We start from the raw sequence: 13,975 nt of genomic DNA, 5'->3' as shown, positions 1-13,975 counted from the left end.
CATCCTAAGGGCGCGGGATCATGTTTCAGTCCAATGCGTCCTGGCGCCAAAGCCGGGCGCAGGCTTCCAGATCCACGGCGGTGCCCATCAGGGCCTTGGCCTGCTGGGTCAGCTTGGTTCCCCGATCGCTGCTGGAAAAATCCGCGGCATCGGCATGCTCGGTCATGCCCAGCGCCAGTACCCGGCAATAGGCGGCGGTGCGTTCCAAGGCGTGGGCGAAGTCGCCGTCGAAGGCGCCGGAGAGAATCGACCCGGTCATCTTCTTCATCTCCTCGGCGGTCGGCGGCTCGGCCACTCCGGCGACGATGCGTTCGACCTGGGCACGATGGGCTCCAGCCTGGAAGCGTGCAGAATGCACCTCGGGCTTGCTCATTGTTGCCGCGCGAACCGCATACAAGCGCCACAGGGCACCTGGCAGGGAGCGGGCCGGAGCCTCGCTCCACAGCTGCGCGAGCACCTCCAGCCCTTCTTCTTCGGCCACCGCAATCAGCCGGCGTGAAACTTCGGGGTCGTTGTTGGCAATGCCGCGCTGCACGAAAGCCTGGGCGGACAGATGGGCTGCCTCGGATACGCGCGCCGGATCAGCGCCTCCCTCGTAGGGCTCGAAATCTGCCGGGGCGAAGGGGCGTGGTTTGTGATGGCGGAATCCCGCATCCTGGGCAACTTTTGATCCTGCACGTGCACCTCTCATGCGCTCCAGAATACTCGCTGATCCTGAGTTCTGCGCCAACAAGTGATTTAGCTTGCAAACCCCAAGATCCAGCGGAAATTACGGGCTGCCGAATTGCGGAATACGCCGATTAATACTCATGCCGGTCCATCAGGTAGTATGGATTTTGGCCTTGTGCCGTGCGCCTTTAGCTCAGCTGGTAGAGCACTGGACTTTTAATCCATTGGTCGCGGGTTCGATCCCCGCAGGGCGCACAAAATGAAACCGGACCCGGCTTGCTAACGCAAGCCGGGTCCGGTTTTTCGATTTATTGTCCGGCATGGAACCAGCGGACTGCCCTCGTGCTAGACGTAGGGCTGAAGGAACTTGACCATGCGTTCCATCACCAACGCGCGAGCTTCTGGATCATGCGAGCAAAGCGAGCTGTCGGTGAACAGGTGCTGCTTGCCAGGGTAGGTGAAGAGCTGGGCGATATCGCCGCCCTCTGCTTCAACGAAGCGCTGAGCTGCCTCCAGGTCGCCTTCCTTCGCGAAGAACGGGTCCTGGTCCATGCCATGGATCTGCACCGGGACATTTTCCGGCCACGGCCCGAAGCTCCAGTCGGCGTCCAGATCCACGAAGGATTCGAGCAGGATCGCGGCGATGGCGCCGGGACGTTGCTGCGCGCACTGCTGGGCCAGGGCCGCGCCCCAGGAAGTGCCGATGTAGACCAGCTCTTCGGGCAGTTTGCCAAATAGCTTGTCGACGCGTTCCTGGATCTTGTCCGCGGTCAGCTTGCCTGCCATGCGCATCCCGGCATCGAAATCCTTGGGCAGCTTGCCGGCGTACAGATCCAGTGCGTGCACGGTGTGGCCAGCGGCGCGCAATTCTGCGGCCATCTCCTGCACCCCGGGGGTCAGGCCTTGGACGTGATGGAAAAGAACAATCGTAGCCATGGGTGCTCCTAGCGCTTTCTAGCGTTCGTCGACCAGGTTCTCGATGCGCTGCGGCAAGTGCTCAATGGCCATGTCCCAGCCGGGCATCTGGCTATTGATCTCCACGCTGTACCCTTCGACCAGCATGAATTCTGCGCAGGTAAGGATTTCCTGGCCGGAACCCGTTTCATAGATGAAGGCACGTTTGATGTCCTGCCAGAGCAGGGTTGCGGACTGGTCGATCACGAGGCCGCTTTTGACGACTTCGACGGTGCGCTGGGGGTAGGACATACTCAACTTGCTTTCGGGGTCCTTGGCGGTGTGCTTTGAACAAGTCTAAACCGGCAGCGCACCGCCATGGGGTTAGCAAACTGGATTCGGGTAGGACTTCGCCAAGGTTCCCTGCGCATCCAGCTCCAGCAAATAGTCCAGCTCCAGCTGCGACAGGAAATGCTGATCGTGGCTGACTACCAGCAACGCGCCCTTATAGGCGCCCAGTGCTTCGCTGAGCTGGCGCACGCTGTCCATATCCAGATTATTGGTGGGCTCATCGAGGATGAGCAACTGCGCGGCTGGTTCTGCCAGCAGCAACGTCGCCAGATGGACCCTGAAACGCTCGCCGCCGGAAAGCGCCGCCACTGGCCGGTCTGCGCTGGCCCCGCGCAGCAGCAACCGGGCAAGCATATTGCGCACGTCGTTCGCGGTTGCTGCTGGCGCCACCAGCGCCACGTTCTGGATCGCGCTTAGTTGGCCATCCAGGCCGTCCAGGCGCTGGGGCAGGTACCCGACCCGGTCCACGAAGACCGTTCCTCCAACTCCGGGGCCGGGAGCTTCGCCGGCGAGCATCTGCTGGATCAGCCGGGTCTTCCCGGAACCGTTGGGGCCGACAAGGCCCACGCGTTCGGCTCCCTGGATGATGAACTGGTGATCTTCTGCACCTAGCGCCGCGACCTGCTTGCCCGAGGGCAACTGGGGATCGGGCAGCTCGATGCTGATGTGCTCGGCCTGCCGAACCCGCCGATCGGCATCGTCGAGCCTGGCCTGGGCCGAATCGACCTTGCCATCCAGGTTTGAACGCATCTTCCCGGCGTTCGCCTCGGATTTCTGGCGAAGGTGGTTGGCAAGGATCTTCGGCATGCCTCCGGAAAGCTGGGTGGCCCGCCCCTTGCGCTTGGCCCGCGCCAACTTCGTTTCGGCTTCTGCCCGTTGGCGCTTTTCCACTTTCAGGGAGGCCTGGGCAGTTCTGGCTGCCTGCTCGGCCGCCTGCTGCTCGGTTTCAAGCTGCTCGCGGTATGAGCTGTAGGGCCCTCCGAAAACGCTGAGCTTCCCGTCGTAGAGCTCCACCGTATGCTCCATGAGCTCGAGCAGCTCGATATCGTGGCTCACCACAACCAGCGTGCCCTTCCAGGCACGTACAAGGTCGTAGAGCAATTCACGGGCAGGGCGATCGAGGTTATTCGTCGGCTCGTCGAGCAGCGTGATCGGCGAATCGGCCAGTCGCAGGCCCAGTACCGCCAGCAGCATGACCTCCCCACCCGATAAGGTGGTGATTTGGCGGCCCAGATCCAGCCCGTCGAAGCCCAGCGGCGCCAGTTCAGCTCGAACCCGGGCTTCGGCATCCCAGTTCGCGCCCACCGCATCGAAATCCGCTGGGTCGACACTGCCGGACTCGATAGCTTCCAAAGCCGCCAGGACCTGATGCACCCCCAGCAGCTGGGCGACGGTCGTGTCCTGTTCCAGAGCCAGCGTTTGCGGCAGGTAGCTCAGCGGTGCGTTCGTTTCTGCCGTTCCGCTCGTTGGGCGCAGCTGCCCGGCGATCAGCTTCAGCAACGTCGATTTGCCGCTGCCGTTGGCGCCGATCAACCCGGTCCGCCCGGATGGAAACGTGCCGTCCAGATTGGCCAGGGCGCTTTCTCCCGTGGGCCAGGAAAAGCTGAGGTTGTTCAGGGTAATTGGTGGTGTCAAAGACATGCAGGTCCTCCCGCGAATGCGAAGGGGCTGCCGGCTTGGGGGATCGCAGAATTAGCTCAACCCCGCAGGGGAGCCGGAAAGGAAAAGGATACCGAAGCCGGTAGCCGAAATGAACAAGATGCACCGTTGGGAATCGATGCGGGGTCATCGGCTGGCTCAGTAGGTATCCATGCCAACGAGTGTAGCAGGGGGGAATTGGGGTGTTAACCCCCTCAGTACAAGAAGATCGGGAGCCATTCCCGGTTGTGCGCGTGGACCAGCGCGAGGAACAGGACGAAGTCGAAGATCAGATGCACGCTAACTACATAGGACAAGGACTTGGTCAGCTTGAAGGTATACCCCTGCAGCAGGGCGAAGGGAAAGGTCAGCAACGGCCCCCAGGATTGGTAGCCGATCTCCCACAGGAAGGAGGAGAAGATCACCGCTTGCAGGAGGTTGGCCTGCCAGTCCGGGAAATGCTGGCGCAGCAATGCGAATGCCGTGCAGATGAAGAACAGCTCGTCCCAGATGCCCACCGAATTAACTCCGAGGAAGAGCCGCCAGAAGATGACTGGGTCCGAGGCATCCGGCCAGTTCTGGTAGACGCCGGTGCTGATCAGGTACACCGGGAGGATGAAGAAGCCCAGCGCCACCACCCCCAGCAAGTACAGCTTCGCTGCCAGCGGCCACTTGCGGCCGGTGTTCACCGGGAACTTGATGATCTGCTCGCGCAAGGCGAAGCGCGAGATCAGCCAGGGCAGCAGGACTGCCGCGGCCAGCGCGCCACCCATTAATGCCATATGCCCCAGGCTCAGGTCGGCATTCAATGGAACCAGGCTGATGACCACCAAACCGGTTGCGATGAGTCCCAGATGCCGTGCAAGCCTGCGGTCGATGAACCCCGCGCACAGCAGGCTCAGCGCCAGCAGGCCGTAGCCCAACAGGTCGATTTCGGCGCCGAAGAGGAACACTGCGGAACCCGAGAGCAGGGAGGCTGGCAGCAGCTTCCAGCTCATCGCGGGGCGGTGCGATTCGGTTGGTATCTGGCTCACGGACACAAGCATGCCAGCTGGGCCGGCAGAAAGACACAGCCCGCCGCCGCGGAACCAGTGCTTTAAAGCTTCTGGCCCGCATCCGTCATTTCGGCTGCGGGCCAGAAGGAAAATTCTGGGGAAGCGCTACTTCCAGGCGCGGTGGACGGCGACGATGCCACCGGTCAGGTTGCGGTATTCCACGTTCTTCCAGCCAACGTTGACGAACTTGGCACCCAGTTCGTCCTGGTCTGGCCAAGCTGCAATGGATTCAGCCAAGTAGGCGTAAGCGGTCGGGTTAGGGGAAACCAGATAGCCCAGCGCAGGAATGGCGCGCGGCAGGAACTGCTTGTAGGCCGTCTTGATCGGGGCGACGGTCGGAGTGGAGAACTCGGCGACGACGATCCGTCCGCCGGGCTTGGCCACGCGGCGCATTTCGGACAGGGCCTTCTCGGTATCCGCGATATTGCGCAGACCGTAGGAGATGGTCACTGCATCGAAGGTGTTGTCTTCGAACGGCAGGTCGGTTCCGTCTCCGTAGACGAAGTTCAGCTGCGGGTAGCGCTTGCGGCCCTCATCGAGCATGCCGTGGGACATGTCGCAAGCGGTGACGTCAGCGCCGGCTTCCGCGAGCGGGACCGAGGAGGTGCCGGTGCCTGCGGCGAGGTCGAGAATGCGCTCGCCGGGCTTTGGCGCGATCGCTTCGGTGGTGATCTTGCGCCAGTAGTTCACGATGCCGCCGGTCATCAAGGTATTGAGCAAGTCGTAGCGAGGAGCCAGCTTGTCAAACATTTCCTGAACCTGTTCGGCCTTCTTGTCCAGGCCTGCGCGCGCATTCTGAGAACTCATGGGTCTAAGTCTTCCATATTTGCGCGCGCCAAGGCGCCGGATGTGGGGCGAATCGCCCTTTAGAGAATCGATTCGAGCCGGGCGTAGCTGGCCTCCATCCCGTCGGTCATTCCGGTGGCGAGCACCATGTCGCGGGTTTGCGCATCTGGGTAGGTGATCAGGATCGTCAGCAGGGTGCCGCCCTGGTTGGATGTCAGCGTTAATTCATTCACCGTGGCCGGGTAATCGGTGCCGATCATTTGCTCCGTGGTCCGCTCGTAGGACTGGGGCAGCGTTTCAAGCACGGTTCCAGTGAAACCGAAACCGGAGCCGTCATCGGCAGATAGCGGTTCCCACCAGTACCGGTAGGTCTCGCCGGCCTCTTGCGCCGTCACGCATTCAGCCAACTGCCATCCGTCGGGGCCGAGCATCCAACGCTTCATGAGCCGCTGGTCATGGTGGGCCTGCCAGACTTGCTCCACTGACCCGCGAACCAAGCGGGTAATGCGCACCTGGGTGTCCGACAGGATCTGTGCGTCGGTGATGAAATTTTCGGCATAATTGCGCAGGTCGATGAGGACTTGCTCGATCTGGCTCATGGCCGAACGGGTGCCGTCGATCATGCCCATTGAGACGACTTGTTCCAGCTCCTCAACGGAATCGAAAACTGCTGTAATCGTCAGTTTTGATCCTTCAGGCGTCGGGTCGAAGGAGAAAACCATGCGGTTGAGGGGCAGGTCGGGGTTCGGAGTGCCGTCGGCGTGCGCAAAGCCGTCGCTGACCTCAAAGAATTTGTGCTCGACGACTTCATTCCAGATCCAGTAACCGTGGAATTCTTCGCCTTCGGGAGAAGTCATGTGGTAGTTCGAGCGGCCACCAGGGGTGGCATCGTGCCGGGTGAAAGTTGCCGGGTATTCCACCGGCCCCCAGAATTTTTCAAGTTGCCGGGCGTCCAGGTAAGCATCCCACAGGCGGGAAACCTTGACCGGAAATTCTGCGTGGACAGTCAGTGAGAGTGCTTCGGAATCTTTGACAACGGATGTGACAGGCATGGGAATGCTCCTTATTTGTCCCCATCGGCGAGGAAATCATCGAGCCGGCTGATGCGTTGGCGCCAGATGTCTTCGAGGGAAGAGAGTAGCTCTTGCGCGTGCCGGATGGTATCCGGCTGCCCGCGAACTATGCGTTCGCGACCACGTGCGATTTTTGTGACCAGACCAGCGGATTCCAATGCCGCGACGTGCTTCTGAACTGCCGCAAAAGACATGTCATAGCTTGCAGCAATTTCCGAAACGCTCACCTCGGCGTTTAGCGTCCGCCGCACGATGTCTCGTCGTGTGGCATCTGCCAAGGCGCGGAAGACCTTGTTTGCCTGTTCTTCGCTCAACTCATATACAACCATTTGGTTGTATGTTACGCCCGGAATGGGCTGGAAGTAAAGAGGTGGATCAAATCTTTTGGAGGGTAGTGTACTTATCCCCTATACAATCGACATTGTATAGGTGATATGTCACCTGCGAATTTTAGCCTTGGGATTGCGCGCCGCGGGGCCGCCCCCATGCCACTCGCGAGCAGCCGTTCCCATGTCGGGAACAGGGTGCTGATGCGCATCGTGCGCGGATTTCCGATTTGCCGAACCCGAGGCGGTGGCCGATGCGATCGCATCCCTTGCCTCGGCGAGGCGTCGGGCATGAGCGGAGCGAATTCCCCAGTGCGCCCTGAGGCGACTGCTTGCGCAAAGCCTGGACGGGGCAAGCATCATCCATGGCTCCGGTGATCATGATTCAGCGCTTCTGCAGCGTCGCGCCCAGGATTGCTTGGGCGCGCGTGGCAAGTGGATGCGCTGCCCGGGGCGTTCGCGAGGCCGGATTGTAAAAATATATAGACTGGTCTATTTTTAATTGTATGACTTCCAAAGGAGACCTCACCAAGGCACGGCTCGCAGAGTCCATGCTTGAACTCATCCAGACCAGCGGATACAGCGGCACCGGCCTCAATGCAGTGATCGAGCACGCTGCAGCACCAAAGGGGTCGGTCTATTTCCACTTCCCCGATGGGAAAGAGGGGCTGGGCGTGGCCGCAGTAGAACTGGCCGCCAAGCAATTCGAGACCATGATTATCCAGGTCGCCCAGAGCGCAGGAGGTGCTGCCGAAGCCGCCAAGCTTGCTATCCAAGCGTTGGCCGCCATCATCAGCGATAGCGGCTTCCGCTTAGGCTGCCCCGTGTCAGTGGTGACCTTGGAAATGGGAGACTCAAGTGAACGCCTGCGGCAAGCCTGCGCCACCGCATTCGAGTCATGGATCACTCCGACCACTGCCCTGCTCGAAGCCGATGGCGTGGGCAATGCCCAAGCGAAGTCCCTGGCAACTGTTATCGTCTCGACCATCGAAGGGGCCGCCATCGTTTCCCGGGCGATGAAAAGCACCCGGCCGCTTCTCGCCGCCGCCGACGCGGTAGCCGACCTCATTGGCCTGCGCCAACAGGGCGAAGGGGACCAGAATTGATGCACGGAGCCAACCTTCGCCATGCGCTGGTTTTCGGGGCATCGGGACTAATCGGCAGGCATCTGATCCTTGCTCTCCTCGACGCCCGAACGCAGGTAACCGCAGCTGTCCGGAATGCTGAATCCGCAGCGAAGGTCAAGAATTGGCTGAGCCAGCACGGACTGGAACAAGAGATCAATACCGCGATCGTCGACTTCGACGCCCCCGAAATCCTGGCTGGCGGACCTGCGGCCTTCACCAGCGTCACCGAAATTCACAATTGCGCCGGCACCTACCGATTCGGCATGAGCCCGCAGGAAGCCCGCAGCGCTAATGTTGGCATCGTCGAGAAGCTGGTGGATTTTGCTGCAGCGCTGCCAGAGCTGCAGCGCATTGTGCATATTTCCGGCTACCGAGTCGGCGGGCAGGATCCCTCGAAGGTTCCGTGGCCGCAGGACTACCGCGATCATCTCTACCGGAAACTAGGCGCATACGAAGCCTCGAAAGTGGAGTCCGACGCGGTCTTCCAAGCCCTCGGCAAAGAACACGGAATCCCTTGGACCATCGTCAATCCGGCCAGCGTCATCGGCCACAGCATTACCGGGGAATCCGACCAGCACATCGGGCTGGCCGGCACCATTGAGCAGCTCTGGGAAGGGAAAACCGCAGCTCTTCCCGCAGGTGACTCGACTTTCTTACCGGTGCTCACGGTCGACTATATGGCTGCGTTCATGGCGGCCGTGGCCATTGCGCCGGAGGCGATAGGCAAATCCTACTGGCTGCTGGATGACGCCACTGCGCCACTGGGGCGCTTGCTGGCCGAAACTGGCCGGCATCTTGGCGCGAAAGTCCCCAAGCTGCGCTTGCCCGTGGGACTAATCAAGGCTCTTCCTTCGTGGATCACCAAAGCCGATCCGGAAACGCTCCACTTCATGTCCGCGGACCGCTATCCGACCGGGCCCGCGATCGAATTCGCCAACCGGCACGGAATCCAGATGCCTGACGTTGGTTCCTCTCTGGAGCGCTGGGCCGACTATCTGGCCGCCCACCGATTCGGGGCCGCGGCATCTGGGGCACGCCGCTATGTAGATGTCGGGGGAGTGAGAACTTTTGAGCTGGGCGACCGCGAGGAACGCCGGTTGATCTTCCCTGGCCTTCCGGTAAATGCCGATACCTGGGCCACAGTAGCTCAGGGCATTGGCGGACGGGCCGTTGACCTGCCAGGGCTTGGGCTCAGCGGCGGACGGGGCGTCCCGGATTGGGACCGGTGGCTTCCCGCTCTCCTGGCAGGCGGCCCGGTGGATCTGATCGGGCACTCCATCGGGGCAGCCGCCGCCACGCTCGCCGCGGGTCGACTGCCGGGCAAGGTCCGCTCGCTGACCTTGGTTGCGCCGTTTTTCTTGCAAGGGCCCGCAGGGAAGGCGCCAAGGTTCCAGCCGCTGGTCCGCGGCTATTTGCGCCATGCGACCGCGGAGCAACTCTCACGTCAATTGACCGGCAACGAGGCGAGCTCAACTGCCTTGGTCTCCAGCGTCAGCGATCTGAAGCGAAGTACCGCCGCCGCGGTAGCTGGCCATCTCGCCCTGGCGAGTTCCAAGCAGTGGCGCCGGCAGTTGCGGGAGATGCTCGATCGCTATGACGGTCCGCTCCGAATTATCTGGGGAGCCGAAGACCCATTGGACCCCGCCGCAATCCGGCAGCTGGAGTCCCGGCCCGAGGCTGGACTGCACTCCATTCCCTCCGCGGGGCACCACCCGCAGCTGACCCACGAGGATGCCCTGATTGAACTGTTGAAGTAGGGGTTGGAGCACGCCTCTTCTCAAGCATCCCCTCTTCGCCTAGTCTGGTTGGAACTGCACAGAACCATCTTTCCGACGGGGTGAAGGGGGAGCGTGAGCACATCTGCCATCGACTGGTCCAACGCAACTCGCCGCGCACAAAAAGCCCGCGAGCTGCTCTCCTCGCAGGAAACCGGACTGGGCGACCTCCCATTGCGCAATGACGTGCGCGAATCCTGGAAACGGTCGCTGGCCCAAACAGGCTCGGTTCAAGAACCGCCGGTTCTGAGCAACGACCGGTTGCGCCTTGCCCGCGAGCGCAGCGAGCTCCAGCGGATTTGGCCTGTTTTCGAAAAGCTCCTTGTTCCCGCCGCAACCGACGCCAATCTCTTGGTCGCCCTTGCGGATGCCGGCGGAACCTTGTTGTGGGTTGCGGGAAGCACCAGTTCGATGAGCCAAGCCGAGCACGTGGGCTTCATGGCAGGTGCCGACTGGGCAGAAAAGAGTGTTGGCACATCCGCGCCGGGAATGGCGCTGGCAACCGGGGCCGGTTCGCAGGTCTCGGGGGCTGAGCATCTCTATGAGCAAGCCCAGCAGTACAGCTGCTCGGCGGTACCGATCCGCGATCCGCGCACTGGTCAGGTAATTGGCGCAATCGACCTGACCGGTGGCCCGGAAGCCGTTGCCACGCACTCCTTGCCGCTGCTGCAAGCGGCGGTCATGGCTGCGGAAACGCAGCTGCTCTTGCCGGGTGTCGGAGTCGTGGCCGATCCCGACTACCTGGACTTGGGGCGCTCTGATGGGGCCCATCTGGGATCAGTGCCGATTTCCCTTCGCCATGCAGAAATATTGACCCTTCTGGCGCACTACCGGGAAGGCCTGAGCACTGCCCAGCTGGTGGAAGAGCTGTTCGAGCGTCCCGATTCCGCGGCCGAGGGCACGGTCCGCGCCGAAATCGTCAGGCTGCGCAAGGTACTCGCGGGCCCAGGCGGGCGTGCCTTGACTTCACGCCCGTACCGCCTTCAGTGGGACCTGCATACGACCCTTGGCCGCCTATGGCGTGCACTGGAGCAGGGCGATCTCGATTCCGCCCTGCCGCTGTACTCCCCGGGCCTGCTGGCCCGCTCCCAGGCGCCAGGCATCGTCTCGCTGCTGTACCGGACCGAGGCCGCGCTGCGTGAAATGGTGCTGGATCGAGGAACTGCGCATCAGCTGCTGAACCTGGGCCGCCAGTTGGCTGACCCTGGCCTCTTGCGAGCTGCCTTGCGCGAATTGCCTGCGCAATCGCCAGCGCGCTCACTTGTCGTCGCCGAGGTCCAGGCCCTCGAGAACTAGGTTCCTTGCCATTGCCGTTCCTCCCGCCAGGCACGAACATGCCATTGCGGTCATCTGGGACCCGTTGCAACCTGCCTGCAACCTTTATGTGACTAGAGTCACAAGCATGGTTCCGCGATGATGCCGTCGCGGCCAGGACATCCGATTAAGGAGACGTGGAGCAATGGCGGTTTACGCAAACCCTAATACCGATGGAGCACTGGTCAATTTCAAGCCGCGCTACGAGAACTACATCGGCGGTGAATGGGTAGCCCCGGTCAAGGGCATGTACTTCGAGAACATCACCCCGGTCACCGGCAAGGTCTTCTGCGAGGTGGCCCGTTCCACCGCAGAGGACGTCGAAGTAGCACTGGACGCGGCGCATGCGGCGGCTGGCGCCTGGGGCAAGACCAGCCCGGCCGAACGCGCAGTCATCCTGAACAAGATCGCGGACCGCATCGAGGAAAACCTTGAAATGCTCTCCGTGGCCGAGACCTGGGATAACGGCAAGGCGATCCGCGAGTGCCTGAATGCCGACCTGCCGCTGGCAGTTGACCACTTCCGCTACTTCGCCGGCGCCATCCGCGCCCAGGAAGGCAGCCTCTCCCAGCTCGACGAGGACACCACCGCGTACCACTATCACGAGCCGCTGGGCGTGGTCGGGCAGATCATCCCGTGGAACTTCCCGCTGCTCATGGCCGTGTGGAAGCTCGCCCCGGCCCTGGCTGCCGGCAATGCGATCGTGCTCAAGCCCGCCGAGCAGACCCCGGTCTCCATCCTGGTTCTCATGGAACTGATCGGCGACCTGTTGCCGGCAGGCGTGCTGAACGTGGTCAACGGCTTCGGCGTGGAAGCGGGCAAGCCGCTGGCCTCCAACAAGCGCATCCGCAAGATCGCCTTCACCGGCGAAACCACTACCGGCCGGCTGATCATGCAGTACGCGTCGGAAAACCTGATCCCGGTCACCCTGGAACTGGGCGGCAAGTCCCCGAACATCTTCTTCGAGGACATCGCTGCCAAGGATGACGCCTTCTACGACAAGGCGCAGGAAGGATTCACGCTGTTCGCGCTGAACCAGGGTGAAGTCTGCACCTGCCCATCGCGTGCGCTGATCCAGGAAAGCATCTATGACCGCTTCATGGGCCATGTGGTGGCCCGCACCAAGGCCATCAAGCAGGGACACCCGCTGGATACCGACACCATGATGGGTGCCCAGGCATCCAACGACCAGCTGGAGAAGATCCTCTCCTACATGGACATCGGCAAGTCCGAGGGCGCCAAGGTGCTGCTCGGCGGGGGACGGGCGGATCTGGGCGGAGAGCTCTCCGGCGGCTACTACGTGCAGCCGACCATCTTCGAGGGCACCAACGACATGCGCATCTTCCAGGAGGAGATCTTCGGGCCGGTGGTAGCGGTGACCAAGTTCAAGGACTACGACGACGCGATCTCCATCGCCAACGACACCCTGTACGGGTTGGGTTCGGGGGTGTGGAGCCGCAATGGCAACGTGGCCTATCGTGCCGGCCGCGCCATCCAGGCCGGACGCGTGTGGGTCAACCAGTACCACGCCTACCCGGCGCACTCGGCCTTCGGCGGATACAAGTCCTCGGGTATCGGCCGCGAGAACCACCTGATGATGCTGGACCACTACCAGCAGACCAAGAACCTGCTGGTTTCCTACTCGGAAGACAAGCTGGGCTTCTTCTAGGAGCAGTAGCTGCCACGAGCAGCATGAGATGACAACAGACCTCGAAGGTACGGGGCCAGCCGGGACAGCGTCCGGGGATCGATTGGCCTCATCCCCCGAACACCAGCCGGCACCCCGCACCTTCGAATGCCATGCAAAGGACAAAGTACATGAGCAAGATGAAAGCTGCAATAGTCGAGGGCTTCGGCGAAGAGTTCCAGGTGAAGGACGCCGCGATCCCCGAGCCCGGCCCCGGCCAGGTGCTGGTGAAGCTGATCGCCTCGGGCGTCTGCCACACCGACCTGCACGCCGCCGAGGGCGATTGGCCGGTCAAGCCGAAGCTTCCGCTGATTCCCGGGCATGAAGGCGTGGGCATCGTGGAAAAGCTCGGCGAAGGAGTCACCGAGGTCGCGCTCGGGGACATGATCGGCAACGCGTGGCTGGCTAGCGCCTGCGGGCACTGCCAGTACTGCCGCACCGGCTGGGAGACGCTGTGCGAAGCCCAGTCCAATGGCGGGTACTCCGTGGACGGTTCCTTCGGCCAGTACATGCTGGTGGATTCCCGCTATGCCGCGCACATCCCGGAGGGCTCGGATCCCCATGAAATCGCGCCGGTGCTGTGCGCGGGAGTGACTGTCTACAAGGGCCTGAAGATGACTGAGGTCAAGCCCGGCCAGTGGGTGGCTATTTCGGGTATCGGCGGACTGGGCCATATCGCGGTGCAGTACGCGGTGGCCATGGGCATGCGGGTGATCGCCATTGACGTGGCCGATGACAAGCTGGCGCTGGCCTCGAAGCATGGAGCGGAAATCACCGTCAATGCCTTCGCCCAGGACCCGGCCGAGATCATCCAGCAGAAGGTTGGCGGAACGCACGGCGTGCTGGTTACGGCGGTGCATCCAAAGGCGTTCGGGCAAGCGATCGGCATGACCCGGCGCGGCGGAACGATCGTGTTCAACGGGCTGCCCGCCGGTGATTTCCCCGCACCCATTTTCGACATCGTGCTCAAGGGCCTGACCATCCGCGGATCGATCGTGGGAACACGGCAGGACATGATCGAGGCGCTGGAATTCTATGCGGCAGGGAAGATCAAGCCGACCTTCCATACCCGCCCGCTGGAAGACATCAACGCCGTATTCGACGAAATGCGCCATGGCAAGATCGATGGGCGCGTTGTCATCGACTACGCCGGCAGGGCGTAGCCGGATCCGCAACGGTTGATGGCACGGTACCGGATGCGGCTTTTCGAAGCGGCATCCGGTACCGGTGCCCTGGCCGCCCTGGCCGAGCGATGGACGGTGCGGCCCAAAAAGAGGACA

Annotated in this window: 13 protein-coding genes and 1 tRNA gene; 6 read left to right on the top strand and 8 right to left on the bottom strand. The window is 62.1% G+C overall.

Annotated features, from left to right (window positions below; all coding sequences use genetic code 11):
• Window positions 1-25: 25 nt before the first annotated feature.
• Window positions 26-691: a hypothetical protein gene (locus tag ACP3TE_RS06575; RefSeq protein WP_105658994.1), complete on the bottom strand. Its 666-nt coding sequence runs from the start codon at window positions 689-691 to the stop codon at window positions 26-28.
• 160 nt (window positions 692-851) lie between these two features.
• Here ACP3TE_RS06575 and ACP3TE_RS06570 point away from each other — a divergent pair.
• Window positions 852-924 (top strand) — tRNA-Lys (locus ACP3TE_RS06570).
• A gap of 90 nt (window positions 925-1,014) precedes the next feature.
• Here the strand turns inward: ACP3TE_RS06570 and ACP3TE_RS06565 are convergent.
• The 7 genes from ACP3TE_RS06565 to ACP3TE_RS06535 form a co-directional block, all read right to left on the bottom strand.
• Window positions 1,015-1,605: a dienelactone hydrolase family protein gene (locus tag ACP3TE_RS06565; RefSeq protein WP_426735812.1), complete on the bottom strand. Its 591-nt coding sequence runs from the start codon at window positions 1,603-1,605 to the stop codon at window positions 1,015-1,017.
• Between the two features lie 18 nt (window positions 1,606-1,623).
• On the bottom strand, window positions 1,624-1,875 hold the full coding sequence (locus tag ACP3TE_RS06560; protein ID WP_105658992.1) for a hypothetical protein: 252 nt from the start codon (window positions 1,873-1,875) through the stop codon (window positions 1,624-1,626).
• Window positions 1,876-1,947: 72 nt separating this feature from the next.
• A complete protein-coding gene (locus ACP3TE_RS06555) occupies window positions 1,948-3,555 on the bottom strand; it encodes an ABC-F family ATP-binding cassette domain-containing protein (protein ID WP_426735810.1) in 1,608 nt (535 codons plus the stop codon).
• A gap of 212 nt (window positions 3,556-3,767) precedes the next feature.
• Window positions 3,768-4,550 (bottom strand): CPBP family intramembrane glutamic endopeptidase, encoded by a 783-nt coding sequence (locus tag ACP3TE_RS06550; RefSeq protein WP_426736204.1) that lies wholly within the window; start codon window positions 4,548-4,550, stop codon window positions 3,768-3,770.
• Window positions 4,551-4,712: 162 nt separating this feature from the next.
• Complete coding sequence (locus ACP3TE_RS06545; protein ID WP_105658990.1) at window positions 4,713-5,414, bottom strand: demethylmenaquinone methyltransferase; 702 nt, start codon at window positions 5,412-5,414, stop codon at window positions 4,713-4,715.
• Between the two features lie 59 nt (window positions 5,415-5,473).
• On the bottom strand, window positions 5,474-6,445 hold the full coding sequence (locus tag ACP3TE_RS06540) for an SRPBCC family protein (RefSeq protein WP_105662710.1): 972 nt from the start codon (window positions 6,443-6,445) through the stop codon (window positions 5,474-5,476).
• 11 nt (window positions 6,446-6,456) lie between these two features.
• Window positions 6,457-6,795, bottom strand: coding sequence for an ArsR/SmtB family transcription factor (locus tag ACP3TE_RS06535; RefSeq protein ID WP_105658988.1), 339 nt, complete (start codon window positions 6,793-6,795; stop codon window positions 6,457-6,459).
• Between the two features lie 503 nt (window positions 6,796-7,298).
• Here ACP3TE_RS06535 and ACP3TE_RS06530 point away from each other — a divergent pair.
• The 5 genes from ACP3TE_RS06530 to adhP all read left to right on the top strand — a co-directional run bounded on the left by ACP3TE_RS06530 (window position 7,299) and on the right by adhP (window position 13,858).
• Entirely contained in the window at window positions 7,299-7,898 is a 600-nt protein-coding gene (locus ACP3TE_RS06530; RefSeq protein WP_105658987.1) for a TetR/AcrR family transcriptional regulator, read from the top strand.
• Window positions 7,898-9,676 carry an alpha/beta fold hydrolase gene (locus tag ACP3TE_RS06525; protein ID WP_402697713.1) on the top strand — a complete coding sequence of 593 codons (1,779 nt, stop codon included), beginning with the start codon at window positions 7,898-7,900 and terminating at the stop codon, window positions 9,674-9,676. The genes ACP3TE_RS06530 and ACP3TE_RS06525 overlap by 1 nt, the downstream gene beginning before the upstream one ends.
• 93 nt (window positions 9,677-9,769) lie before the next feature.
• On the top strand, window positions 9,770-10,990 hold the full coding sequence (locus ACP3TE_RS06520; RefSeq protein WP_332488511.1) for a GAF domain-containing protein: 1,221 nt from the start codon (window positions 9,770-9,772) through the stop codon (window positions 10,988-10,990).
• A 163-nt stretch (window positions 10,991-11,153) separates the two neighbouring features.
• On the top strand, window positions 11,154-12,677 hold the full coding sequence (gene adh, locus ACP3TE_RS06515) for an aldehyde dehydrogenase (protein WP_426735806.1): 1,524 nt from the start codon (window positions 11,154-11,156) through the stop codon (window positions 12,675-12,677).
• A 149-nt stretch (window positions 12,678-12,826) separates the two neighbouring features.
• The gene (gene adhP, locus ACP3TE_RS06510; protein WP_332488507.1) at window positions 12,827-13,858 is read left to right on the top strand and encodes an alcohol dehydrogenase AdhP; all 1,032 of its coding nucleotides are present in this window, start codon (window positions 12,827-12,829) and stop codon (window positions 13,856-13,858) included.
• Window positions 13,859-13,975: the final 117 nt, after the last annotated feature.

This window comes from Glutamicibacter sp. 2E12 (genome assembly GCF_050030965.1).
In the GTDB taxonomy this organism is placed as follows: Bacteria; Actinomycetota; Actinomycetes; order Actinomycetales; family Micrococcaceae; genus Glutamicibacter.
This window is presented reverse-complemented; position numbering and strand designations above follow the sequence as displayed.

Excerpts from the sequence above, each read along its gene's own strand:
- ACP3TE_RS06575 (WP_105658994.1), bottom strand. The coding sequence starts at position 691 with ATGAGAGGTGCACGTGCAGGATCAAAAGTTGCCCAGGATGCGGGATTC.
- adh (WP_426735806.1), top strand. The coding sequence starts at position 11,154 with ATGGCGGTTTACGCAAACCCTAATACCGATGGAGCACTGGTCAATTTC.
- ACP3TE_RS06560 (WP_105658992.1), bottom strand. The coding sequence starts at position 1,875 with ATGTCCTACCCCCAGCGCACCGTCGAAGTCGTCAAAAGCGGCCTCGTG.
- ACP3TE_RS06550 (WP_426736204.1), bottom strand. The coding sequence starts at position 4,550 with ATGAGCTGGAAGCTGCTGCCAGCCTCCCTGCTCTCGGGTTCCGCAGTG.
- ACP3TE_RS06545 (WP_105658990.1), bottom strand. The coding sequence starts at position 5,414 with ATGAGTTCTCAGAATGCGCGCGCAGGCCTGGACAAGAAGGCCGAACAG.
- ACP3TE_RS06525 (WP_402697713.1), top strand. The coding sequence starts at position 7,898 with ATGCACGGAGCCAACCTTCGCCATGCGCTGGTTTTCGGGGCATCGGGA.
- adhP (WP_332488507.1), top strand. The coding sequence starts at position 12,827 with ATGAGCAAGATGAAAGCTGCAATAGTCGAGGGCTTCGGCGAAGAGTTC.
- ACP3TE_RS06555 (WP_426735810.1), bottom strand. The coding sequence starts at position 3,555 with ATGTCTTTGACACCACCAATTACCCTGAACAACCTCAGCTTTTCCTGG.
- ACP3TE_RS06535 (WP_105658988.1), bottom strand. The coding sequence starts at position 6,795 with ATGGTTGTATATGAGTTGAGCGAAGAACAGGCAAACAAGGTCTTCCGC.
- ACP3TE_RS06530 (WP_105658987.1), top strand. The coding sequence starts at position 7,299 with ATGACTTCCAAAGGAGACCTCACCAAGGCACGGCTCGCAGAGTCCATG.
- ACP3TE_RS06565 (WP_426735812.1), bottom strand. The coding sequence starts at position 1,605 with ATGGCTACGATTGTTCTTTTCCATCACGTCCAAGGCCTGACCCCCGGG.
- ACP3TE_RS06540 (WP_105662710.1), bottom strand. The coding sequence starts at position 6,445 with ATGCCTGTCACATCCGTTGTCAAAGATTCCGAAGCACTCTCACTGACT.